The 20,246-nt window shown below is 64.0% G+C and carries 22 protein-coding genes; 12 read left to right on the top strand and 10 right to left on the bottom strand.

Going from position 1 to position 20,246, the window contains the following annotated elements; genetic code table 11:
• Nucleotides 1-386 precede the first annotated feature (386 nt).
• From DH08_RS17965 to DH08_RS17945, 5 genes are read left to right on the top strand one after another with little or no spacing between them, the layout of a single operon-like run.
• Nucleotides 387-1,274, top strand: a complete 888-nt coding sequence (locus tag DH08_RS17965) for a sugar phosphate isomerase/epimerase family protein (protein ID WP_006200479.1) — start codon at nucleotides 387-389, stop codon at nucleotides 1,272-1,274.
• 56 nt (nucleotides 1,275-1,330) lie between these two features.
• A complete protein-coding gene (locus DH08_RS17960) occupies nucleotides 1,331-2,500 on the top strand; it encodes a mandelate racemase/muconate lactonizing enzyme family protein (RefSeq protein ID WP_192180594.1) in 1,170 nt (389 codons plus the stop codon).
• A 2-nt stretch (nucleotides 2,501-2,502) separates the two neighbouring features.
• A complete protein-coding gene (locus DH08_RS17955) occupies nucleotides 2,503-3,219 on the top strand; it encodes a FadR/GntR family transcriptional regulator (protein WP_192180593.1) in 717 nt (238 codons plus the stop codon).
• Between the two features lie 8 nt (nucleotides 3,220-3,227).
• Nucleotides 3,228-4,226, top strand: a complete 999-nt coding sequence (locus tag DH08_RS17950) for a hydroxyacid dehydrogenase (protein ID WP_192180592.1) — start codon at nucleotides 3,228-3,230, stop codon at nucleotides 4,224-4,226.
• A 13-nt stretch (nucleotides 4,227-4,239) separates the two neighbouring features.
• On the top strand, nucleotides 4,240-4,437 hold the full coding sequence (locus DH08_RS17945; protein WP_192180591.1) for a hypothetical protein: 198 nt from the start codon (nucleotides 4,240-4,242) through the stop codon (nucleotides 4,435-4,437).
• Nucleotides 4,438-4,464: 27 nt separating this feature from the next.
• Here the strand turns inward: DH08_RS17945 and DH08_RS17940 are convergent, their stop codons facing one another.
• Nucleotides 4,465-5,760 carry an amidase gene (locus tag DH08_RS17940; RefSeq protein ID WP_192180590.1) on the bottom strand — a complete coding sequence of 432 codons (1,296 nt, stop codon included), beginning with the start codon at nucleotides 5,758-5,760 and terminating at the stop codon, nucleotides 4,465-4,467.
• Between the two features lie 125 nt (nucleotides 5,761-5,885).
• Here DH08_RS17940 and DH08_RS17935 point away from each other — a divergent pair, with 125 nt between their 5' ends.
• Entirely contained in the window at nucleotides 5,886-6,233 is a 348-nt protein-coding gene (locus tag DH08_RS17935; protein WP_192180589.1) for a GFA family protein, read from the top strand.
• 22 nt (nucleotides 6,234-6,255) lie between these two features.
• Here the strand turns inward: DH08_RS17935 and DH08_RS17930 are convergent, their stop codons facing one another.
• On the bottom strand, nucleotides 6,256-7,164 hold the full coding sequence (locus DH08_RS17930) for an SDR family oxidoreductase (protein WP_192180588.1): 909 nt from the start codon (nucleotides 7,162-7,164) through the stop codon (nucleotides 6,256-6,258).
• 98 nt (nucleotides 7,165-7,262) lie between these two features.
• Here DH08_RS17930 and DH08_RS17925 point away from each other — a divergent pair, with 98 nt between their 5' ends.
• Nucleotides 7,263-7,832 (top strand): TetR/AcrR family transcriptional regulator, encoded by a 570-nt coding sequence (locus tag DH08_RS17925; protein ID WP_192180587.1) that lies wholly within the window; start codon nucleotides 7,263-7,265, stop codon nucleotides 7,830-7,832.
• Between the two features lie 51 nt (nucleotides 7,833-7,883).
• Here the strand turns inward: DH08_RS17925 and DH08_RS17920 are convergent, their stop codons facing one another.
• On the bottom strand, nucleotides 7,884-9,098 hold the full coding sequence (locus tag DH08_RS17920; RefSeq protein ID WP_192180586.1) for an MFS transporter: 1,215 nt from the start codon (nucleotides 9,096-9,098) through the stop codon (nucleotides 7,884-7,886).
• Nucleotides 9,099-9,187: 89 nt separating this feature from the next.
• Between DH08_RS17920 and DH08_RS17915 the strand changes: the two genes are divergently transcribed.
• The gene (locus tag DH08_RS17915) at nucleotides 9,188-10,159 is read left to right on the top strand and encodes an AraC family transcriptional regulator (RefSeq protein ID WP_192180585.1); all 972 of its coding nucleotides are present in this window, start codon (nucleotides 9,188-9,190) and stop codon (nucleotides 10,157-10,159) included.
• A gap of 107 nt (nucleotides 10,160-10,266) precedes the next feature.
• The gene (locus DH08_RS17910) at nucleotides 10,267-10,698 is read left to right on the top strand and encodes a DUF4437 domain-containing protein (protein WP_192180584.1); all 432 of its coding nucleotides are present in this window, start codon (nucleotides 10,267-10,269) and stop codon (nucleotides 10,696-10,698) included.
• 42 nt (nucleotides 10,699-10,740) lie between these two features.
• Here the strand turns inward: DH08_RS17910 and DH08_RS17905 are convergent, their stop codons facing one another.
• The 7 genes from DH08_RS17905 to DH08_RS17875 form a co-directional block, all read right to left on the bottom strand.
• Nucleotides 10,741-11,844 carry an ABC transporter ATP-binding protein gene (locus tag DH08_RS17905; RefSeq protein WP_192180583.1) on the bottom strand — a complete coding sequence of 368 codons (1,104 nt, stop codon included), beginning with the start codon at nucleotides 11,842-11,844 and terminating at the stop codon, nucleotides 10,741-10,743.
• A complete protein-coding gene (locus DH08_RS17900) occupies nucleotides 11,844-12,947 on the bottom strand; it encodes an ABC transporter ATP-binding protein (RefSeq protein ID WP_192180582.1) in 1,104 nt (367 codons plus the stop codon). Before DH08_RS17900 ends, DH08_RS17905 begins: the two co-directional genes overlap by 1 nt.
• Nucleotides 12,944-13,180, bottom strand: coding sequence for a hypothetical protein (locus tag DH08_RS17895; protein ID WP_120013877.1), 237 nt, complete (start codon nucleotides 13,178-13,180; stop codon nucleotides 12,944-12,946). Before DH08_RS17895 ends, DH08_RS17900 begins: the two co-directional genes overlap by 4 nt.
• On the bottom strand, nucleotides 13,177-14,136 hold the full coding sequence (locus tag DH08_RS17890; RefSeq protein WP_006200307.1) for a carbohydrate ABC transporter permease: 960 nt from the start codon (nucleotides 14,134-14,136) through the stop codon (nucleotides 13,177-13,179). The genes DH08_RS17895 and DH08_RS17890 overlap by 4 nt, the downstream gene beginning before the upstream one ends.
• Before the next feature lies 1 nt (nucleotide 14,137).
• Entirely contained in the window at nucleotides 14,138-15,043 is a 906-nt protein-coding gene (locus tag DH08_RS17885; protein ID WP_006200308.1) for a carbohydrate ABC transporter permease, read from the bottom strand.
• A gap of 68 nt (nucleotides 15,044-15,111) precedes the next feature.
• Complete coding sequence (locus DH08_RS17880) at nucleotides 15,112-16,428, bottom strand: ABC transporter substrate-binding protein (RefSeq protein WP_192180581.1); 1,317 nt, start codon at nucleotides 16,426-16,428, stop codon at nucleotides 15,112-15,114.
• A gap of 361 nt (nucleotides 16,429-16,789) precedes the next feature.
• Complete coding sequence (locus tag DH08_RS17875) at nucleotides 16,790-17,485, bottom strand: TetR/AcrR family transcriptional regulator (protein ID WP_192180580.1); 696 nt, start codon at nucleotides 17,483-17,485, stop codon at nucleotides 16,790-16,792.
• A gap of 110 nt (nucleotides 17,486-17,595) precedes the next feature.
• On the opposite strand from DH08_RS17875, the gene DH08_RS17870 reads away from it, so the two are divergent.
• From DH08_RS17870 to DH08_RS17860, 3 genes are read left to right on the top strand one after another with little or no spacing between them, the layout of a single operon-like run.
• Complete coding sequence (locus DH08_RS17870) at nucleotides 17,596-18,792, top strand: Tm-1-like ATP-binding domain-containing protein (RefSeq protein ID WP_192180579.1); 1,197 nt, start codon at nucleotides 17,596-17,598, stop codon at nucleotides 18,790-18,792.
• A gap of 12 nt (nucleotides 18,793-18,804) precedes the next feature.
• Nucleotides 18,805-19,671 (top strand): phosphoenolpyruvate hydrolase family protein, encoded by an 867-nt coding sequence (locus DH08_RS17865; protein ID WP_192180578.1) that lies wholly within the window; start codon nucleotides 18,805-18,807, stop codon nucleotides 19,669-19,671.
• Nucleotides 19,672-19,675: 4 nt separating this feature from the next.
• Entirely contained in the window at nucleotides 19,676-20,110 is a 435-nt protein-coding gene (locus tag DH08_RS17860; RefSeq protein ID WP_192180577.1) for a cupin domain-containing protein, read from the top strand.
• The last annotated feature ends 136 nt before the right edge of the window (nucleotides 20,111-20,246 follow it).

The following is a 20,246-nucleotide window of genomic DNA, read 5'->3' as shown; positions in this document are numbered from 1 at the left end:
CTCTCATGTCACGACCAAGCATAGCGCCGATTGGAAGCAGGGCCAGCCCGTTTGATGTTTTCACGCAGACACTTGTTTGTGTCGCCATTCTGGTATTACCAAATACGGCCGATCGGTCAAGCGGCGGAACGCGCTCCAGCAGGATCGTTCGCAATCACAAACTATGAAAATACGTTAATATAATCAATATAATAACCAGCTCGGCGAGTTGCGGATCGCGACTTCTTGCCGTTCAGGGGAATTTGCTGTAGACCTGCCATCAGGCCCAATTGGTCGAACCAGTTCGTCAAAAAACACTGGAACGCCGCTGGGGAGGAATCATGCGGCAGGCCTCGCTGGAGGACGCCGTGGGAAACGTGGCAGGCGAATTCTGGGAAGGATAGACCATGCATCTTTCGACACACAACTGGATGCGGGCGGAGCCGTTGGAAACGACGCTGAAGCGCATCAAGAAATTCGGCTACGAGTCGATCGAAATTTCCGGCGAACCCGAGCAATACAAGACCAAGGAAACGCGCGCGCTCTTGAAGGAGCACGGCATTCGCTGCTGGGGCGCGGTGACGCTGATGCTGGGCGAGCGCAACCTTGCCGCCAAGGACCAGGGTCAGCGCGAGCGCTCGGTTCAGTACGTCAAGGACGTGCTCACCATGATCAGCGAGCTCGACGGAGAGATCATCACGCTGGTTCCCGCCACCGTCGGCAAGGTGGTGCCTGACGGCACCGAGGAGGAAGAGTGGGGATGGGTGGTCGACGCCACCAGGGAATGCTTCACCCATGCCAAGAAGGTCGGTGTCAAGATCGCGGTCGAGCCGCTCAACCGCTTCGAGACCTATCTGTTCAACCGCGGCGCCCAGGCCCTCGCCTTGGCCGACGCGGTCAGCCCTGAATGCGGCGTCTGCCTCGACGCCTACCACATCCACATGGAAGAATTTAACGTCTATGACGCCATCCGACAGGTCGGCAAGCGCCTGTTCGACTTCCACGTCGCCGACAACAACCGCTTCGCCGCCGGCCTCGGCCAGATCGACTGGCCGAAGATCGTGCGCACGCTGAAGGAAGTCGGCTATGACGGCGCACTGACCAACGAGTTCGTGGCGCCCGTCGACCGCACGCCGGCAGCACCCTATCCCGAAATGGTCGAGCGCCACCCGGTCGACATTTCGCCCGAACAGCTGAAGTTCATCCAGGACCACGGCTCCAGCGTGCTGACGGAGAAATTCTACACCGACCAGATGCGCATCACCGCCGAAACCCTGCTGCCGCTGATCAAGTAGCCGCTCCGACTGGGAATGAGCCCTTCCGCCTGCCGGCGGCGGGGCCGGGAAAGAACATGCGCATCAAGACGATCCAGGCATGGTGGGTTCGCATACCGATCGAAGTCGCGCGGCAGCATCGCAGCGACTTCGGCCAGGTGACGACGTTCGACGCCGCCATCCTGCGCATCGAGACCGATGACGGCCTGGTCGGCTGGGGCGAAGGCAAGAACGCCGCCGGCAGCGCCGGCAGCTACGGCGCCCTCGTCCACATGCTGAACCACGAGGTCGCCCCGCAGTTGATCGGCCGCGACCCGGCCGACATCGGCGTCATCTGGGAGATGCTCTATAACGGCGTGCGCCACGAGACCGCGGCCCACGGCGGCCATGCCATGCCGCAACTGGCGCGGCGCGGCTTGAGTGTGGCCGCGATCAGCGCCGTCGACATCGCGCTCTGGGACATTCTCGGCAAGTCGCTGGGCCAGCCGGTGTGGCGACTGCTCGGCGGCCGCAAGGTCGAGCGCATGCAGGCCTATGCGTCCGGCGGCTGGGCTGCCGCCGACGCCATCGGCGACCAGCTCAAATCCTACATCGCCAAGGGCGGCTTCAAGGCGCTGAAGATGCGCATCGGCGCCATGGACGGCGCCCCGCATATTTCCGCCGCCCGCGTCCGCGCCGCCAGGCAGGCGCTCGGCCCCGATGTCGAGCTGATGGTCGACGCGCATGGCACCTATACGGTCGCCGAGGCCAAGCGCTTCATGCATCTCGCCGCCGATCTCGACCTGGCCTGGTTCGAGGAGCCGGTCATTGCCGACGACAAGCCCGGCATGGCGGAGGTACGCGCCAGCGGCTCCATCCCGATCGCTGCCGGCGAGAGCGAGGCGACCCGCTATGCCTTTCGCGATCTCGCGGTGTTGAAATCCGCCGACATCTTCCAGCCGGATCCGGCCTTTTGCGGCGGCATCAGCGAGGCGATGAAGATCGGCACCATCGCCAGTGCCTTCAACCTGCGTTTTGCGCCGCATCTGTGGGCCGGCGCGCCCTGCTTCTTTGCCGGGCTGCATGTCTGCGCTGCTTCGCCGGCGAGCTTCACAGTCGAATATTCGCTCGGCGCCAACCCGATGATCCATGATCTTATCGAAGAGACTGTCGAAGCAAAGGACGGTATGATAGCGATCCCTGAAAAGCCTGGTTTGGGATTCACCCTTTCGGAACGATTCCTGGAGGCGCACGCGCAACGCTGCTGACGATGAAAGAAAAGAACCTTCTCGCCGAACTCGCCGCCTATCTGTTCTCCAACTCGGACAAGGAGACAGGCCGAACCCCGTCGGAGCGTGAACTGGCGGAGCATTTCGGCGTCAGCCGCGGCCAGATCCGCGAGGCGCTGGCGATCCTCGAAGCCATGCGCATCGTCGAGCGCCGCGCCAAATCCGGCATCTATGTCGATACCAAGCAGGCCAGCGTAGAAGCGTTAGCGCTTTTCGCCCGCGCGGGCCTGCCGCTCGATCCGGTGCAGATCTACGAAACGGTCGAATTGCGCAAGATCCACGAGATCAAGGCGGCCGAGCTCGCATGCTCGCGCGCCACGGAGGAGAATTTCGAACGGCTGCGCGAGATCCTGAAGGCTTCGGAGGAACGCATCGCGGCCGGCGAGGGCCTCGCCAGGGAAGACCGCGAATTCCACCTCGAGATCGTGCGCGCCACCAAGAACAGCGTCTTCCACAACATCTGCAGCGTCTACTATCTGATGGGGGAGCTGCGCCTGCCGATCTATTTCAACGATCCCGAACGCAGCGTGCGCTCGCATGCCGAGCACATCCAGATCTACGAGGCGCTGCTGCGCCGCGACGGCAATCTCGCCCAGGCGCTGATGAGCGCCCACCTGCAGGGCGCGGAGAGCTATTGGAAAGGGCTGATCGGCGGCAAGGCGGCCGAGCCTCCGAGCCCGGTGCTCGAAAAGGCCTGACGCGAAAGATGCCCAAAATCCTGTCGACGCATCCGCTGCACCCGCGCGCCACGGCCATGCTGGTCGGGGCCGGCAGGCTCGTCGTCGCCTCCGCCCTCGATGCCAGGACGCTCGCCGCAGAAGCCAAGGACGCCGACATCGTCATTGTCCGCGCGCCTCTGCCGCCGGCGCTTTTCGAAGGCGCTGCGAAGCTGCGCGCCGCGATCCGACATGGCGCCGGCCTCGACATGATCCCGATGGAGGCGGCCACCGCCGCGGGCGTGCTGGTGGCGAACGTGCCGGCGGTCAACGCGCGCTCGGTCGCCGAACATGTGATGTTCGTGACGCTGGCCCTCTTTCGACGCTTTCGCATGGTTGACCGCGATCTGCGCGCAAAGGGCTGGCTCGCCGGCCGCGAGCACGCCAACGCCAACAGCGAACTCGCCGGCAAGACCGTCGGCATTGTCGGCCTCGGCGCCGTCGGCCAGGCGGTCGGCCACATCGCCGCGCACGGCTTCGACCTCAACGTCGTGGCGACGACGCGCAGCATGCGGCCGGCGCCCGACAGGGTCGGTTTCCTGTCGATCGACGCGCTGGTCGAGCAGAGCGACATCATCGTTCTGTGCTGCCCGCTGACGGAGGAGACGCGCGGCCTGGTCAGCCGCGAGCGCATCGCCCGCATGAAGCCGAGTGCGCTGCTGATCAACGTCTCACGCGGGCCGGTGGTCGACGATGACGCGCTGATCGAGGCCTTGCGGGAAGGTCGCATCGGCGGCGCGGCGCTCGATGTCTTTGCGACGCAGCCGCTGCCGCCCGGCCACCCCTATTTCGGCTTCGACAATGTCATCATCACCCCGCATATGGCCGGGATCACCGAGGAATCGATGATGCGCATGGGCACCGGCGCCGCCGGCGAGGCGCTGCTGGTGCTGGCCAACAAATTGCCGGTCAATTTGCGCAACCCGGAAGTGGTCCAGCAATACCGGCGCCGCTTTCCGGCCGACGCACAGATGCATCGCCGCCGGTAAGGTTATTGAGGGCGTGGCGATCGACACCAACCGATTGTCGGTGCTGGATAGAGCCGCAGCCGATCACTCGGACAGGCTTTACGCGGGAAAGATCGTCGTCAGAGGATCGATCCAGCATCGCGGCGAGGAATACGATCTGCCCTGGCTGGTCGCCACCCGCATCGAACGCGCCGCCAAGGCGAGCGAGCGCAAACATTGCTCGCCGCGTTAATTCCCCGACTTTGCTGTGGGCTGTCGATCAGGCGGCCAGCCGTGACTCCACTTCAGCAGCAATCCGCAACAGATGATGGTCATGGCCATTGCGCGCCACCAGCATCAGCCCAACCGGTCGCGCCATTCCCGGCATCGGCAGCGAGATGGCGCAGAGGTCGAATTGATTGGCGACCTGCGTGTTGCGCAGCAAGAGCCCCTCTGCCCTGCCGCGCAGCGCTTCGTCGCCGGCCATGGCGGCGATCGACGGTGCAACGATAGGCGTCGTCGGCAAGGCGAGCACATCGATCGACGCCAGCCGCTCGTCCATGGCGGCGGCCAACGCCGTTCGGCGGCGGATTGTCCTGATATAGGTGGACGCGGGAACGGCGAGTGCGCGCGACAAGGGTCCGCTGACATGTGGGTCGACCGGGACCGATGCGCCCGTCGCCAGCCACTCGGCATGGACTTCGGCGCCTTCCATCGCCGCGATTGTGCTCCGCTTGGTCGCCGCGCGCATGTCTGCCAGCAAATCGTCGATCGACAGGTCCGCGACCCGTGCGCCGGCCAGCTCGACCTTGCGAAGGCACCCATCGAACGCTGTCGCCACCTCACCTTCAGTCTCGTCGAACAGCACGCCGCGCGGAATGCCGATGCGCAGGCCGGCAAGCGAGGCCGGAATCAGCAGGGCAGGCTCCTCACCGGCCATCACCGCGTCGGCAGCCGCGCATTGGGCGACGCTGCGGGCGAGCGGTCCGATCGAGTCCAGCGTCGCCGACAACGGAAACGCCCCGTCGCGCGGCACGCGCCGCCCCGTCGGCTTGAACCCGACGACGCCATTGAGCGAGGCCGGAATGCGCACCGAGCCGCCGGTGTCCGAGCCGATCGAGATCTCGCTCGTATCTTCGGCTACCGCAACGCCGGCGCCGGACGACGAGCCGCCTGGGATCAAGCTGGCATCGGTCGCGTTGCCCGGTATGCCGTAGTGCAGATTGTCGCCGATCGCGGTGAAGGCGAACTCGGTCATGTTGGTCTTGCCGAAGATGACCGCTCCGGCTTGCCGCAGCCGCCGCACGATAACGGCATCGCGCGGCGCAGGCGCTGCATTGGCCAGCATGAGCGAGCCTGCCGTGGTCGGCTCGCCGGCAACGTCGAACAGATCCTTGATCGAGACGATCGCACCGTCGAGCGGTCCAAGGCTCACGCCGGCCTCTCGGCGGGCGTCGGCCGCATCAGCCGCTGCGCGCGCTGCCTCGACATACAACTTCGTGTAGACCTTCTCATCCGCGGCCCGATCGGCAAGGCGCGAAAGGATGGTTTCGAGACGGTCGCGGGCGGATGGCATTTTCGGTGTCGGACTCCGGAAGGCTGCAACGTCTTTAAGGCAGCGGCCAGCTTGTGGCCTACGCGAAGGGATAACCCGGTAAGCCTGCGTTTGCACCTGCCGAAGCGACGAGAAAGGAAGACACGATGCTCCACAAAGGCAGCTGCCATTGCGGCAAGGTGGCGTTCGAGGTGGAGGGCGAGCTTGGCGGTGCCGTGCGCTGCAACTGCTCGATCTGCTCGCGCAAGGGCGCGCTGCTGTGGGCCGTGCCGCACCAGAAATTGCGGATGCTCGCCTGGGGCGACGATCTCGGCCGCTACACATTCGGCAGCAAGGCAATCGCCCATCGCTTTTGCCGGACCTGCGGCATCCACCCTTTCGCCGAGGACGTCAGCGAAGGGAGCGAACGCAGCGCCTACATCAACATCAACTGCCTCGACGATATCGACCTTGCCATAGTGCCAGCGATCGATTTCGACGGCCGCTCTGCCTGACGCCGAAGCGGTTCGCGCTCTTCTACCGGTATCCCGTCGCGTCGGCCGGCTTGCCGGCGTCCTGAACTTCCGGAACATAGCGCCAAGCATCCGGGCGTGAGCCGTCGAGATCAGTGAAGCCATAGACCTGCGCCAGCCCGCCGCTGGACAGCGACTGTCCGTTCCAGCGTGAGCGCTCCGGGTCCGCCGCCAGTGCCGCTATCGCGCGGCCAATGAAGCGCGGCGTCTCCGAGATGATGAAGTGCGGCACCTTCGCGGTCGCGTCGCGCCAGTTCTCTTCGGTGACGCCGAACGCCTCCAGCATCATTTCGGACCGCAGCCAGCCCGGCGTCAGGCAAACCGAAGTAGCGCCATGCGGCGCGAGGTCCTTGGCGTGCGCCCATGCCATGCGCGTCGCCGCGACCTTGGCGAGATCATAGAAGGGCGACAGCCGGTAGTGGTCGGCATTGTATTCGGCAGTTCCGTCGGTGACTTCGACATGCAGTCCGCCCGGCCGCTCGATCAGCAGCGGCAGCGCATGGTGCGCCGTGATCAAATGCGTGTCGATCGCCAGGCGCAGCAGGCGCAAGCCGTTGTCGAGATTGTGCTCCCAGACCGGCTTGTTCCATTCGAACAGTTTTTCGCCGCCCCACAGGTCGTTGACCAGGATGTCGAGGTGGCCCTGTTCGGCGCGGATGCGCTCGACCAGCTCGCGTACCTCCTCGGCGATCAGGTGATCGACCCGGACGGCGATGCCCTTACCGCCTTGCGCAGTCACCAGTTCCGCCGTCTCCTCGATGGTTTCAGGACGGGCATATTCGGATGGATTGCCGCGCGTCGACCTGCCGGTCACATAGACGGTGGCGCCAGCCGCACCCAGTTCGACCGCTATGCCGCGGCCCGCGCCGCGCGTTGCGCCGGCGACAAGCGCGACTTTTCCTTCAAGCGTCATGAAACCCTCCCAAAAAACGACTCATCGAAACAAACCGGACTGGCTTTCGCTTCGCCAATCATTTATAAATGATCATTCGTTAATGAATGGATGTCAAGATGACCCGGCCAAAAACCCAACCCGACGAGCAGGTGCTGGAGGCCGCGTACCGGCTGATCCATGCCGATGGCCCGGAAGCGCTGACTTTCGAGCGACTGGCACGGGCATGCGGTCTTTCGGGGGCGACGCTGGTGCAGCGCTTCAAGAGCAAGGCACAGCTGAAGCAACGCACCCTGCTTTACGCCTGGGATGGGCTCGACCGGAAAACCGAGGAGCTTGCCGGCTCGGCTCCCAAAACTCCGGCCGGGGCCATCCAGTTGCTGGTCGCCTTGTCCGAGGACTACGGCGATATCGAATCCTGTGCTGAAGGTCTGCTCGTCCTGCGCGAGGATCTGCGCGATCCCGTGCTGCGGGCGCGCGGCGCCGCCTGGAAGGCGGTGCTCAGCAAGGCGCTCGCCGGCTGCTTCGCCGATGTGCCCGACATGCCCGGGGATATCGGCCTGCTGATGGCGTCGCACTGGCAGGGCTCGCTGCTGTGGTGGAGCTTTGACCCCGATAGGGAGCTGACCGCCTATGTCGAGCACAGCCTGAAGCGTTTCGTGGCGGCGATTTCAGCCCGAAACCCGTAGCCGGGTATCGGGCCGATCGATGGTGGAAGGCGTCGAGCGTCGACAGTTGACCTAGCTTACGCGCTTCGGGCCGAGCAGGAAGGCCACCAGGGCCGCCAGCATCGTCGCCGTTCCGCAATAGGCAAAGGCGCTGGCGACGCCGGCGTGATCGACCAGCAATCCGCCGAAGACGGCGCCCAGCGCGATCGCCACCTGGAACGTCGCCACCATCAGCCCGCCGGCGCTCTCGGCCTGGTCGGGTGCGGCGCGCACCAGCCAGGTCTGCAAGCCGACCGGCACCGCGCCGAAGGCAAAGCCCCAGGCGGCGACCGCGATTGCCGCCATCACCGGCGAGGCGCCGAGCGTGAGTAACACCAGGGCCGACAGTGCGATGAGCAGGGGCGCCAGGCCGACCGCCGCCTTGAGGCTGCGCTCGGCCATGAAGCCGCCGGCGAAATTGCCGAAGAAGCCGCCGATGCCGTAGGCCAGAAGCACGAGCGAGATCGTTTCGATCGGCAGGACGGGAACCTGCTCTAGATACGGGCGCACATAGGTGAAGCCGGCAAAGTGTCCCGAAGCGACCAGCAGCACGACCAGCAAGGCCACCCTGATCATCGGCCGCTTCAGCACCTCCAGCAAGGTGCCGAAGCTTGCCACGCCGGCCGGCGGCAACTTCGGAAGCGTTGCGATCTGCACCAAGAGCGCCAGCGCGCCGACGATCGCCGCGATCATGAAGGCGGTCCGCCAGCCCCAGACATCACCGACATAGGCGCCGACCGGGGCCGCGGTGACGGTGGCGACCGAAACGCCGGTGAGGATGATCGACATGGCGCGCGGCATCAGTCGCATCGGCACCAGCCGCATCGCCATCGCCGCCGACATCGACCAGAAGCCGCCGAGGGCGACGCCAAGAACGACGCGGGCCGCAAGCAGCACAGGAAGCGACGACGCGAAGGCGGCGAGCAGGTTCGAGACGATCAGCAGCACCGTCAGCCCCCACATGACCAGCCTGCGGTCGAGCCGCTTGGTGACGATGGCCATGGTCGGCGCCGCGATCGCCCCGACGACGGCCGTCGCCGTCACCGCCTGCCCGGCCGCACCCTCGGTGATGCCGAGATCCTGCGCCAGCCGCGTCAGCAGGCTGGCGGGCAGGAATTCGGCGGTCACCAGGCCGAACACGCCGAGCGCCAGCGACACCACCGCGCCCCACGCCGGTTCGGATCGTTCCTCGGTTTCGGAAGAGTCGAGAGCAGTAGCGTCGATGACGCCTGCGGCGGGCTCGGTCATGATGGATCTCCGGTCTGGTTGCGGCGCACCATTGGCTGCACTGCAACATGGGAGTGACTGTCTGGAGTTTCCATGCTAGAAACACCGGAATGAATTACAATTCGTCCAAATCGACGTTACCAGGTTCCGGCGATCCGCTGAGCGACATGCTGCGCGGCTTGCGGCTCGATGGCGTCGACTATGGCCGCTGCGTCCTCGGTGAGCCGTGGGCGGTTTCCTTTCCGGCGCAGAAGGCTGCGCGCTTCCACTTCATCGGCCAGCAGGGCTGCTGGCTGTTCTCGCCGGCGAAGGAATGGATCGAGCTGACGGTGGGCGATGCGCTGCTGATCCCGCGCGGCGACGAGCACGTTCTGGCCAGCGCGCCGGGGGTGCCCGCCGTGCCGATCGGCCGCTACAGCATCGAACCGGTTTGCGAGAACATCTACGACGTCTCCAACGAGTGTCGCGGCCCCAAGACCTTGCTGTTTTGCGGCAGCATGCATTTCAACCTCGATGGATCGCATCCGCTTCTGGACATGATGCCCGACCTGATGCGCGCGCATGAGCTGATGGCGAATGCGCCGGGCATCCAGCATCTGCTCGACGCCATGGCGGGCGAGGTGACGATGGACCGGGTTGGCTCCGGCGGCATCCTGGCGCGCCTTGCCGATGTGCTTGCCGCCACGATCATCCGCTCTTGGGTCGAGAACGGCTGCGGCGACGCCACCGGATGGATCGCCGCGGTCAGGAACCCGGATGTCGGCAAGGTGCTGGCCGCTATTCACCTGCAGCCGAACCAGGATTGGACGGTCGAGGCGCTCGCACGGATGATGGGGGCCTCGCGCTCCGCCTTCGCCCAACGCTTCGCCACCGTGGTCGGCGAGACGCCGGCCAAATATGTCCTGCGCGTGCGCATGCACCAGGCACGGCAATGGCTGGCCCGCGATGGCATGAGGGTATCCGTCGCCGCGGCGAAACTGGGCTACGATTCGGAAGCCTCCTTCAGCCGCGCCTTCAAGCGGGTGATGGGCGTGGCGCCGAGCCATCTGCGCAACACCGGCAGCAGCGACGACGAGTCCTAGAAGCGGCGGAGCCGCCCCCTGCCCTGGAGGAATTGCCAAGCCTTTTGGACGGAGCGTCATTGCCCGGCGACGTCCCGGGAATAATCTGGCCGACGGAGGAACCCGCTATGGCCAGACGTTCTGTATTGTTTGCCCTCGCCGCTCTGTCCTTCATTCCGGGACGGGCATTTGCCCTTGAAGACAGCTACCTGCCTGCCGAAAAGATTCCCTATGTCGCCGAAGTGCCTGACCAGCCGCATCGGCTCGGGCCGCTATGGGGCGAACGGGCCAAAGGCCCGGCGGGGACTTTGCTCAAGGTTCCCGGCAACTGGCGCGCGCCCGTTCACGCGCACACAGCGGACTATCGCGCGGTCGTCATAAAGGGGCTCTGGGCGCATTGGCAGATGGACGGCGGCGAAGCGACCAAGGTTGAGTTGCCTCCAGGATCCTATTGGACGCAGAAGGCCAATGAGATGCATGACGACGCCTGCCTGTCGGACACTGAATGCGTGATCCTGCTGATCAACGACACGCCTTACGAGACCTACTTCCCGAAATAGCGCCAGCGGTTCTTTGCGAAGCCTTCGCGCAAAAGCTCGCTGCTAACTGGCGTGACGCAGGCTCACGCCACTGCCCTTGTCGAACAGCACCACCTTGTCCGGGTTCCAGGCAAAGCGCACCGGCTGCTCGATCTCGACATCAGTCCTCGCCGGTACCGTGGCGCGCAGCATGGTGTCGCCGACCCTGAGCGTCAGGATTTTTTCGACGCCATGGTTCTCGACATCATGGACACGCGCCTCGACCGGCGCCCCGCTCTCCAGATAGACGTCCTCGGGACGGATGCCGAAGACGAGCGGGCGACCGTCGGTCGCACCGCCCGTGTCTAACCCCCAAGAAGTCCTGGCTCCCCCTGAGAACGGCAGTTCGAAATTCATTGGCGCCATCACTGCGCGGTTGTCGACCAGCCTGCCGTCGATGAGGTTCATCGGCGGCGAACCGACAAAGCTCGCCACATAGGTGTCGCGCGGGTTGTTGTAGATCTCCTGCGGCGTCCCGGTCTGGACGATGCGGCCATGGTTGAGCACGCCGACCTTGTCGCCCATCGACATTGCCTCGATCTGGTCGTGGGTGACGAACAGGAAGGTGGCGCCGAGTTGCATCTGCAAATTCTTCAACTCGGTGCGCAACGCCTCGCGTAATTTGGCGTCGAGCGCCGACAGCGGCTCGTCCATCAGGAATACGCGCGGCTTGCGCACGATGGCGCGGCCGATGGAGACGCGCTGCATCTCGCCACCCGAGAGCCGGTCGGTCTTGCGGTCAAGCAGATGCTCGATGCGCAACGTCCTGGCCGCGCGGTCGACGCGATCCTTGATCTCGGCGTCGGGCAGCCGACGGATCTTCGGCTTCAGCGGGAATTCGAGGTTCTCGCGAACCGTGTAGCGCGGATAGAGCGAATATTGCTGCAGCACCAGCGCCACGTCGCGCTCGGCGGCGCCCCAGTCGGCAACGTCGACACCGTCGATGAAGACTTGCCCCTCGCTCGGCTTCTCGAGACCCGCGATCATCCGCAACGTCGTCGTCTTGCCAGCGCCGGTCTCGCCGAGCAGCACGAAGAACTCGCCGTCGGCGATCTCCAGATTGAGCCCGATGAGCGCAGTGTGATTGCCGAAGCTCTTCGAGATGTTTTTCAGCTGGATGTGGGCCATCAGAGTCTCACTCCGAGCGACCTGCCGCTCGCCACGTCGAAAAAATGCGCCTGCGCCGGATCGATCCTGGCGAAGACCTTTTCGCCCGGCCCGCTGACGAAGCCGCTCTTGGTGCGCGCGCGCAGCATCCTGGAGCCGACCTTGATGTCGACGATGTCGAAGGATCCGAGCGGCTCGACGATCTGCGTCTCGACCGGCAGGAAGCCGTCCGCCGCCTCATGGCGCACGATGACCCCTTCCGGCCGGATGCCGAGCGCCAGCTTGCCGCCGGCATGACCGTTGAGCTTCGACAGAAGCGCGCGCGGGAACTCGAAGCCGGTGGTCGCGTCACCGACCGTGACCGAGGCGGCCGAGGCCTTCTCGGTGACCGACGCCTCGGCGACGTTCATCACCGGGCTGCCGACGAACTGCGCCACGAACAGATTGGCCGGATGCGAATAGACGTCGTCCGGCGAGCCGACCTGCTGCAGCACGCCCTCATGCATGATGACGATACGGTCGGCGAGGCTCATCGCCTCGATCTGGTCGTGCGTGACATAGATGCTGGTCGAGCCCTGCTTAATGTGCAGCCGCTTGATCTCGGCCCGCATCTCCTCGCGCAGCTTGGCATCGAGCGCGCCGATCGGCTCGTCCATCAGCATCGCCTTGGGACGCCGCACCAGCGCACGGCCGATGGCGACGCGCTGCATGTCGCCGCCCGACAGCGCCGACGGCTTCTTCGCCAGCAAGTCCGTGATCTGCAGCGTCTTGGCGACCGAGCGCACTTCCTGGTCGATCTCGGCCTTGCTCTTGCGCGTCGCGCGCAGTGGAAAGGCGATGTTCTCGTAGACGCTCATATGCGGATAGAGCGAGAACGACTGGAACACCATGGCGATGTCGCGGTCGGCAGCCTTGAGATGCTGCACCGGCTTGCCGTCGATCAGGATATCGCCGCCGTCGATCGTCTCCAGCCCGGCAATCGCGCGCAGCGTCGTCGTCTTGCCGCAGCCGGACTGGCCGAGCAACACGATGAACTCGTTGTCGTCGATCTTGAGGTTGAGGTCCTTGATGACCTGGACGGCGCCGAAATATTTCTGCACGCCGCGAAGCTCGATCTGGGTCAATGCTGTGCTCCCGGATTTCGCGCCTGCGCATCTGCGCCATGACCGGTGCCGGCCTCTTCCTCCGGCGCGATCTTCGACGTGATGTTGAAGCCGATCAGCCCGATCAGGATGATGGTCACGCCATAGCTGTGCAGCAGCATGTTCCAGGGCTGGCAGAGGGCGATGATGCCGAGCACCATCAATATCTGCGAGCCGGGTTCCAGGTATTTCTGGTTGATGGCGCGAAAGCTCATTTGCGGATCGCTCCGAACGACATGCCGCGCAACAGATGGTTGCGAAGCAGGAAGGTGAAGATCGCGACCGGCAGCAGGAACAGGAAGGTTCCAGCAGCGATCACCGTCCAGTCCGGCAGGCCGGAACCGACCTGGCTGGGGATGAACGGCGGTGCTGTCTGGGCACGGCGGCTGGTCATGATCAGCGCAAAGGCATATTCGTTCCACGCCGTGATAAAGCAGAAGACGGCGGTCGCGGCGATGCCGGTTGCTGCCTCGGGTAGCACGATCTTGAAGAAGGCTTCCATGCGCGTGTAGCCGTCGACCAGCGCCGCCTCCTCATATTCCTTCGGGATCTCGTCCATGAACCCTTTCATCAGCCAGACCGAGAAGGACAGGTTGAAGGCGGTGTAGAGGATAATCAGGCCGAGGTGGGAATCGTTGAGGCCGACTGCCCGGTACATCAGGAACATCGGGATGGCGACCACCACCGGCGGCAGCATGCGCGTCGACAGGATGAAGAACAGCAGGTCCGCCTCCCCCTTCACCCTGAAGCGCGAAAACCCGTAGGCGGTGAAGGTGCCCATGCCGACGGCCAGCACCGTCGAGGTGATGGCGACGATCAGCGAGTTCATGAACCGGCTCGGATAGCCCGACCACTGCACCTCGCCCTTGCCGTCGCGAACGATTTTTTCGCCGCCATTGAAGACGACGCGTTCCCACCACGGAGCCGCCGCATACTCTTCCGGCGTCGGCGGACTACGCAGTTGCGAACGCTTGGCGAACAGCTTGACGAAGGGCGAGATTTCCGGCTGGAACACCACCGTCGGCGGGATGGTCGTCGCGAGATTGCGCGGCTTGAACGCCGTCGAGGCGATCCAGTAGATCGGCGCCAGGAAGATGATCGTCACCACCAGCACCGCGACGATTGCCGCACGGTTGAAGCCGATTTCGGAAGAAGTGCGGACGGCGGCCATCTCAGCGCTCCTTCACCTTGTTGAGGTACTTCACATAGATGTTGGTGATCGCCAGCACCATGATCAGCACGATGTAGGCCATCGCGCAGGAGCGCCCGGTCTGCCATTCCTGGAACGCCATCTTGTAGAGCCGGATCGAGATCAGTTCGGCCGTCGGCTGGCTGGTCAGGATGTAGGCAAGGTCGAAGGTCTTGAACGCTTCCATGGTGCGAAAGATGACCGCGATCATCAGGATCGGCGCGACCAGCGGCAGCGTGATGCGGAAGAAGGTGTAGAACGGCCCGGCACGATCGATGGCGGCGGCTTCGTAGAGATGCTTCGGCACCGCCGAGAGACCGGCCAGCGACAAGAGCATGACGAAGGGCGACCACATCCAGATGTCGGTCAGCGCCACCGCATAAAGCGCCATGTTCGGATCCGACAGCCATTCGAAGGTGCCGAGGCCGAGCGCGTAGTTGATGATGCCGAAGGAGGGGTCGTAGAGCAGCTTCCAGAACAGGCCGACCACCGCCATCGACAGCATCATCGGCAGCAGGAGCAGCGTCGTCAGCAATCCCTTCAGCGGAATGTCGCGGTTGAGTAGCATGGCGACGCCGAAACCGACGAGCAGCTGCCCGGCGACCGAGATGATGACGTATTTCGCGGTGATGGCGAAGTTCGACCAGACGTAGGGATCGTTGAGCAGGTCGCGATAATTTTGCAGCCCGATGAAATTCGCCGGCGCATTGGTCGAGGCGCGGAAATCGGTGAAGGAATAGCCCAGCGAATAGATCAGCGGGAAGATGTTGAAGACGATCAAGAACAGGATCGTCGGGATGATGAAGAGATTGCGGATCGAAATGTCGCTGAGGCCGCGGGCAGCGGCCCGGGAGGACCTGTCCAGCGTCGTGATCATCGTGGTCGCCAAAACCCTGCTCCAGATTCTTAAAAGACAAACGGAGGAGGCGCGAAGGCCTCCTCCGTCAGGCATGACTTTTATTGGCCGCGGCCGTATTTCTTGAAGGTCGCGTTCCAGTCGGCGGCCAGCGCGTCCAGCGTTTCCTTGGCGGTTCCAGGTCCGCCGATCACGTAGGGGTAGATGCGCTGGTTGAGCTGCTGCAGCAGTTCTGCGTATTCAGGCACCGCCCAGAAGTCCTTCACCTTGAACATGGTCTCGTAGAAGGCCTTGTTGTAAGGTGTGGCGTTCTGGAATTCCTCCGACTTGAGCACGGCTGCGCTGCAGGTGTAGCCGCCAAGCGCTGCCCACTTCTTCTGGGTCTCGTCCTTGATGAACCATTCGAGGAACTTCACCGCCTCTTCCTGCTTCTGCGAGTAGGAAACGATGGAGATGCCCTGACCGCCAAGGGCGGCGAACTGGTCGCCGTCAGGTCCGGCAGGATTGGCGAAGAAGCCGGTGTTCTTGGCGTTCGGGTTCGACGCCTCGTTGATCAGCGAGGGAAAGAACGCGAAGTAGTTCATGCTCATCGCGGCCAGGTTTTCGGTGATCGCCTGGTTGTCCTCGACGAAGAACGACTTCGCCCAGCCCGGAGGCGTGAACGTGTAGAGTTCCTTGTAGGCGTCGAGCGCCGCGATCGCCTTGTCGGAGTTGATGAAGCCATCGACCTTGTAGGTCTTATAGTCACCCAGCTCGCCGCCAAAGGAGAACAGCGCGTTTTCGAAGCCCATTGCCATCGCGTCATACGAATTGTCGGTGTAGATGGCGATGCCGTAACGTTTCTGATCCGGCCGGTGGAAGAATTCGGCGATGTCTCGCAGCGCCTTGAAATCCTTCGGCACGTCGAGATCGTAGCCATATTTGGCCTTGAAGGCTTCCTTTTCCTTGGGGTCTTCGAACCAGTCCTTGCGATAGGACCAGCCGACGGCGTCGCCTTCGAGCGGAATGGCCCAGTACTTGCTGCTGCCGCCCGGATATTCGGCATAGTACTTCACCGTGGCCGGCGCCATCACCTCGCCCAGCTTGTGCTTGTTGAAGAAGTCGGTCAGGTCGACATAGTGGCCACCGGTCGAACCGGCACCGAGCCATTGCGAGTCGCCGACGACCATATCATAGGCGTCGCCATGGGCGTTGAACTCGGTGAAGGCCTTGGTCTGGAAGTCGGGCCAGGGCGTGGTTTCCACCGTGATCTTGACGCCCGTTTCCTTCTCGTACTCGTTGCCGAGTTCCTGCAGATAGTTGGCCGGATCCCATTCCGCCCAGAAGATGGTGAGTTCCTTCTCCTGCGCGTAGACGGACGTTCCGCAGGCGAGCACTAAGCCGATACCAGCAAGCAGGCTGGTCATTGTCTTGCGCATAATGATTTCCTCCCTTGTGCGCATTCTACCGTGTCATGCGAGCCGGCAGCGAGGCCGGCCCTGGTAGTTCCTCCCGTGGTGGCACATTTCCGGTTCTGGGCCTCCTCGCCCGGCCGGAAAATGGATCGCAGCCCTCACTTTCGATCCGCTTTATCGGTCCTGATCTGGTATTACCAATTTCAAATGCACGTCAAGCTCTTTCTTCTGCGATCAGCAGCGGCTCGACAAGCCATTTGTAGCGGTATCTGCCTGTTTTACTTTAATTTTCCTACTCCTTGATACATAAGGGTCTTGTTTTGGTTGTGTCAGCACAATTACTATGTGTAGCTGGCTTCCCTATCTGGTCGAACCAGATTCGCGTTTATTTGGCGACCGCCGCCCGCGCGATCCCACCTCCATCGTTCACCGATTCCGCCACCGCTGCCCGCACTAGGGCGCCGGCCGCCCATTGCGTCACCGACATCGTCTTGCGGCTGTCGAGTCCCCAAATGTCCTTCAGCACAATCAGCGCCTCGACACCGAACATCAGCGACAGCGCCTGCGCCAGGCGCTTGAATTCGCGCGGCGGCAATTGGCCCTTGAGGGGAGCGATCGCGTCCTTCAAAAGCTCGACGCGATGGCCGCGGGTAAATTGCGGCTCGCCGCCCAGCGTACCCGCCTGCCGCTGAGCCCACTGTTCGAGCGACAGTTTTAGCGCCGCCTTGAATGTCGCCTCGAAGACCTCGATGCGCGGCATCGCTGCACCGAACAATTCGGCGACCCGGCGCTCCGGATCGGCGGAAGTCGAATGCCATGTCAGGATCGGACCGAGCCCTTCGTCGACCACCGCCTGCACCAGTGCCGCCTGGCTCGGAAAATAGCGATAGGCGGTCGCGCGCGACACTTCGGCTGCTTCCGCCACTTCGCTGACCGAGGGCGTGGCGCCGGCCTGCATCAGCCGCGTCGCCGTCTCCAGCATCAGCCGTCTGGTGCGGGCACGCGCTCCGCGTTCGGCCGCCTGGCTTACCCCTCGCTCGGCGTCATCGTTCATTGCGGCTTGTTGACGTGAGACATTCATGTCAATACGATACGCGCGTCTCAAAAAAATGCAATGGCCTTGGCGCTGCCGAGCGGCTTGCAGAGAGTGGCAGGCGACGACGCCGGGCACGCCAGGACCGGGGAAACGCGATGAAGCGCATCTATGTGGTGGGCACCGCCGACACCAAGGGCGAAGAACTTGCCTTCCTGGCCGACACGATCGCCGCCACCGGAGCCGCCGTCACCCGTGTCGATATCGGAACAGGCGCCGCAACCGTGCCGGTCGATGTTCCCGCGGAGGAAGTTGCGGGCCACCATCCCGAGGGCCGCAATGCCGTGCTGGGCATCGACGACCGCGGCAGGTCGGTGGCGGCGATGGCCGCTGCCTTCGCCCTATTCGCGCAGTCGCGCACCGACATATCAGGCATGATCGGCATTGGCGGTGGCGGCGGCACCTCGATCATCACCTCTGGCATGCGCACCCTGCCGCTCGGCCTGCCCAAGATCATGGTCTCGACGCTCGCGTCCGGTGACACCGCGCCCTATGTCGACGTCTCCGACATCGTCATGATGCCGTCCGTCACCGACATGGCGGGTCTCAACCGGCTGTCACGGATCGTGCTGCACAATGCCGCCCAGGCCATTGCCGGCATGGCAGCGAGGCCCGCGCCGTCGGCCGACGGCAAGCCATCGCTGGGCCTGACCATGTTCGGCGTCACCACGCCTTGCGTGACAGCCATCGCCGATCAGTTGCGCGCCACCTACGACTGCATGGTCTTCCACGCCACCGGTACTGGCGGCCGCACCATGGAGAAGCTCGCCGACTCTGGCCTGCTCGCCGGCGTCATCGACATCACCACCACCGAGGTTTGCGACCTGCTGTTCGGCGGCGTACTGCCGGCGACCGAAGATCGCTTCGGCGCCATTGCTCGCACGAAGCCGCCCTATGTCGGCTCGGTGGGCGCACTCGACATGGTCAATTTCTGGGCGCCGCCGACCATTCCCGAGCGCTATCGCGGACGGCGGTTCTACGAACACAATTCCAATGTGACGCTGATGCGCACGACGGCGGACGAATGCCGCAGGATCGGCCAATGGATCGGCGACAGATTGAGCCGTTGCCAGGGTCCGGTCCATTTCCTGATCCCCGAAAAGGGCGTCTCGGCGCTCGACATCGAAGGCGGCGCCTTCTTCGATCCGGAGGCCGACGCCGCGCTGTTCGAAGCCATCGAGCGCACGATCAAGCCGACCCCAACGCGGCGCGTGACCCGCCTGCCGCTGCACATCAACGATCCGGAATTCGCCAAGGCCGCCACTGCGGCCTTCCTTGACATCGCCAGCAAGTGAGACCTGACCAGCATGACCGCCATACCGCGCAAGAAAATCCTGGAAAAGTTCCGCAAGATGATCGCCGACGGCGTGCCGATCGTCGGCGGCGGCGCCGGCACCGGCCTGTCGGCCAAGGCCGAGGAGGCCGGCGGCATCGACCTCATCATCATCTACAATTCCGGCCGTTACCGCATGGCCGGGCGCGGCTCGGCCGCCGGCCTGCTCGCCTATGGCAACGCCAACGAGATCGTCAAGGAAATGGCCTACGAGGTGCTGCCGGTGGTGAAGAAGACGCCGGTGCTGGCCGGCGTCAACGGCACCGACCCCTTCGTCATCATGCCGCTGCTCCTGGCCGAGCTGAAGGCGATGGGCTTTTCGGGCGTGCAGAACTTTCCCACCATCGGCCTGTTCGATGGCCAGATGCGGCAAAGCTTCGAGGAGACCGGCATGGGCTTCGGGCTCGAGGTCGAGATGATCGCCGAGGCGCACAAGCTCGATCTCTTGACCACGCCTTACGTCTTCAGCCCCGATGAAGCGCGCGCCATGACAAAAGCCGGCGCCGACATCGTCGTCGCCCATATGGGCGTCACCACCGGCGGCTCGATCGGCGCCACCTCGGCGAAGTCGCTCGACGACTGCGTGAAGGAGATCGACGCCATCGCAGCCGCAGCTCGTTCGGTGCGCAAGGATGTCATCCTGCTTTGCCATGGCGGGCCGATCTCGATGCCGGACGATGCCCGTTATATTCTCGAGAGGTGCGAAGGGCTGCACGGCTTTTACGGTGCCAGCTCGATGGAACGGCTTCCGGCGGAGGCCGCGATCGCCAGGCAGACCGCGGATTTCAAGGCCGTCGCGATCGGCGGCCAGAAGGCGACCGCGAGGAAAAGGAAGGGATGAGACGATGGCCGACAAGGGCAAGGTGTTCGTATACCCGCAGGACGTGAGCGCCTTCGGCTTCGACTGGGGGCGGCTGGCATTGACGGTTGCGCCGGAAGTGAACGGCGCGGAGCGTTTCTCGGGCGGCGTCGTCGACCTGCCGTCCGGCAAAGGCCACACCCGCCACAACCATCCCGGCGCCGAGGAAATCATCTTCGTCATCTCCGGCCATGGCGAGCAGATGGTCGAGGACGAGCAAGGCAATCCGGTGGTCGCCAAGGTCGGCCCCGGCTGCACCATCTACGTGCCGGAGAGCCGCTTCCATTCGACGCTCAACACCGGCGACGGACCGATGCAGCTCTTCGTCGTCTATTCGCCGGCTGGGCCTGAACTGGCGCTGCGCGACTTGCCGGATTTCAGGCTGCTGCCGCCGGGCAGTCATGAACTTGTTCTCGGGTAGCGCCGCCCCTCATTGTCCTGCCGGACATTTCTCCCCGTATAGTGACGGGGAGAAAGACGCCTTCAAGAACGCTTTCGCTAGTTTTCAACCTCGAAAAATAGGCGCCGAGGGTGCGGCTGCCCTCTTCTCCCCGTCA

The organism is Mesorhizobium amorphae (assembly GCF_014843845.1).
Classification (GTDB): Bacteria; Pseudomonadota; Alphaproteobacteria; order Rhizobiales; family Rhizobiaceae; genus Mesorhizobium; species Mesorhizobium amorphae_A.
This window is presented reverse-complemented; position numbering and strand designations above follow the sequence as displayed.

Coding starts and splice junctions, on each gene's coding strand:
- DH08_RS17925 (WP_192180587.1), top strand. CDS start 7,263: ATGACCCGGCCAAAAACCCAACCCGACGAGCAGGTGCTGGAGGCCGCG.
- DH08_RS17865 (WP_192180578.1), top strand. CDS start 18,805: ATGACCGCCATACCGCGCAAGAAAATCCTGGAAAAGTTCCGCAAGATG.
- DH08_RS17870 (WP_192180579.1), top strand. CDS start 17,596: ATGAAGCGCATCTATGTGGTGGGCACCGCCGACACCAAGGGCGAAGAA.
- DH08_RS17875 (WP_192180580.1), bottom strand. CDS start 17,485: ATGAATGTCTCACGTCAACAAGCCGCAATGAACGATGACGCCGAGCGA.
- DH08_RS17920 (WP_192180586.1), bottom strand. CDS start 9,098: ATGACCGAGCCCGCCGCAGGCGTCATCGACGCTACTGCTCTCGACTCT.
- DH08_RS17910 (WP_192180584.1), top strand. CDS start 10,267: ATGGCCAGACGTTCTGTATTGTTTGCCCTCGCCGCTCTGTCCTTCATT.
- DH08_RS17960 (WP_192180594.1), top strand. CDS start 1,331: ATGCGCATCAAGACGATCCAGGCATGGTGGGTTCGCATACCGATCGAA.
- DH08_RS17935 (WP_192180589.1), top strand. CDS start 5,886: ATGCTCCACAAAGGCAGCTGCCATTGCGGCAAGGTGGCGTTCGAGGTG.
- DH08_RS17930 (WP_192180588.1), bottom strand. CDS start 7,164: ATGACGCTTGAAGGAAAAGTCGCGCTTGTCGCCGGCGCAACGCGCGGC.
- DH08_RS17915 (WP_192180585.1), top strand. CDS start 9,188: ATGAATTACAATTCGTCCAAATCGACGTTACCAGGTTCCGGCGATCCG.
- DH08_RS17965 (WP_006200479.1), top strand. CDS start 387: ATGCATCTTTCGACACACAACTGGATGCGGGCGGAGCCGTTGGAAACG.
- DH08_RS17955 (WP_192180593.1), top strand. CDS start 2,503: ATGAAAGAAAAGAACCTTCTCGCCGAACTCGCCGCCTATCTGTTCTCC.
- DH08_RS17880 (WP_192180581.1), bottom strand. CDS start 16,428: ATGCGCAAGACAATGACCAGCCTGCTTGCTGGTATCGGCTTAGTGCTC.
- DH08_RS17905 (WP_192180583.1), bottom strand. CDS start 11,844: ATGGCCCACATCCAGCTGAAAAACATCTCGAAGAGCTTCGGCAATCAC.
- DH08_RS17950 (WP_192180592.1), top strand. CDS start 3,228: ATGCCCAAAATCCTGTCGACGCATCCGCTGCACCCGCGCGCCACGGCC.
- DH08_RS17860 (WP_192180577.1), top strand. CDS start 19,676: ATGGCCGACAAGGGCAAGGTGTTCGTATACCCGCAGGACGTGAGCGCC.
- DH08_RS17940 (WP_192180590.1), bottom strand. CDS start 5,760: ATGCCATCCGCCCGCGACCGTCTCGAAACCATCCTTTCGCGCCTTGCC.
- DH08_RS17895 (WP_120013877.1), bottom strand. CDS start 13,180: ATGAGCTTTCGCGCCATCAACCAGAAATACCTGGAACCCGGCTCGCAG.
- DH08_RS17890 (WP_006200307.1), bottom strand. CDS start 14,136: ATGGCCGCCGTCCGCACTTCTTCCGAAATCGGCTTCAACCGTGCGGCA.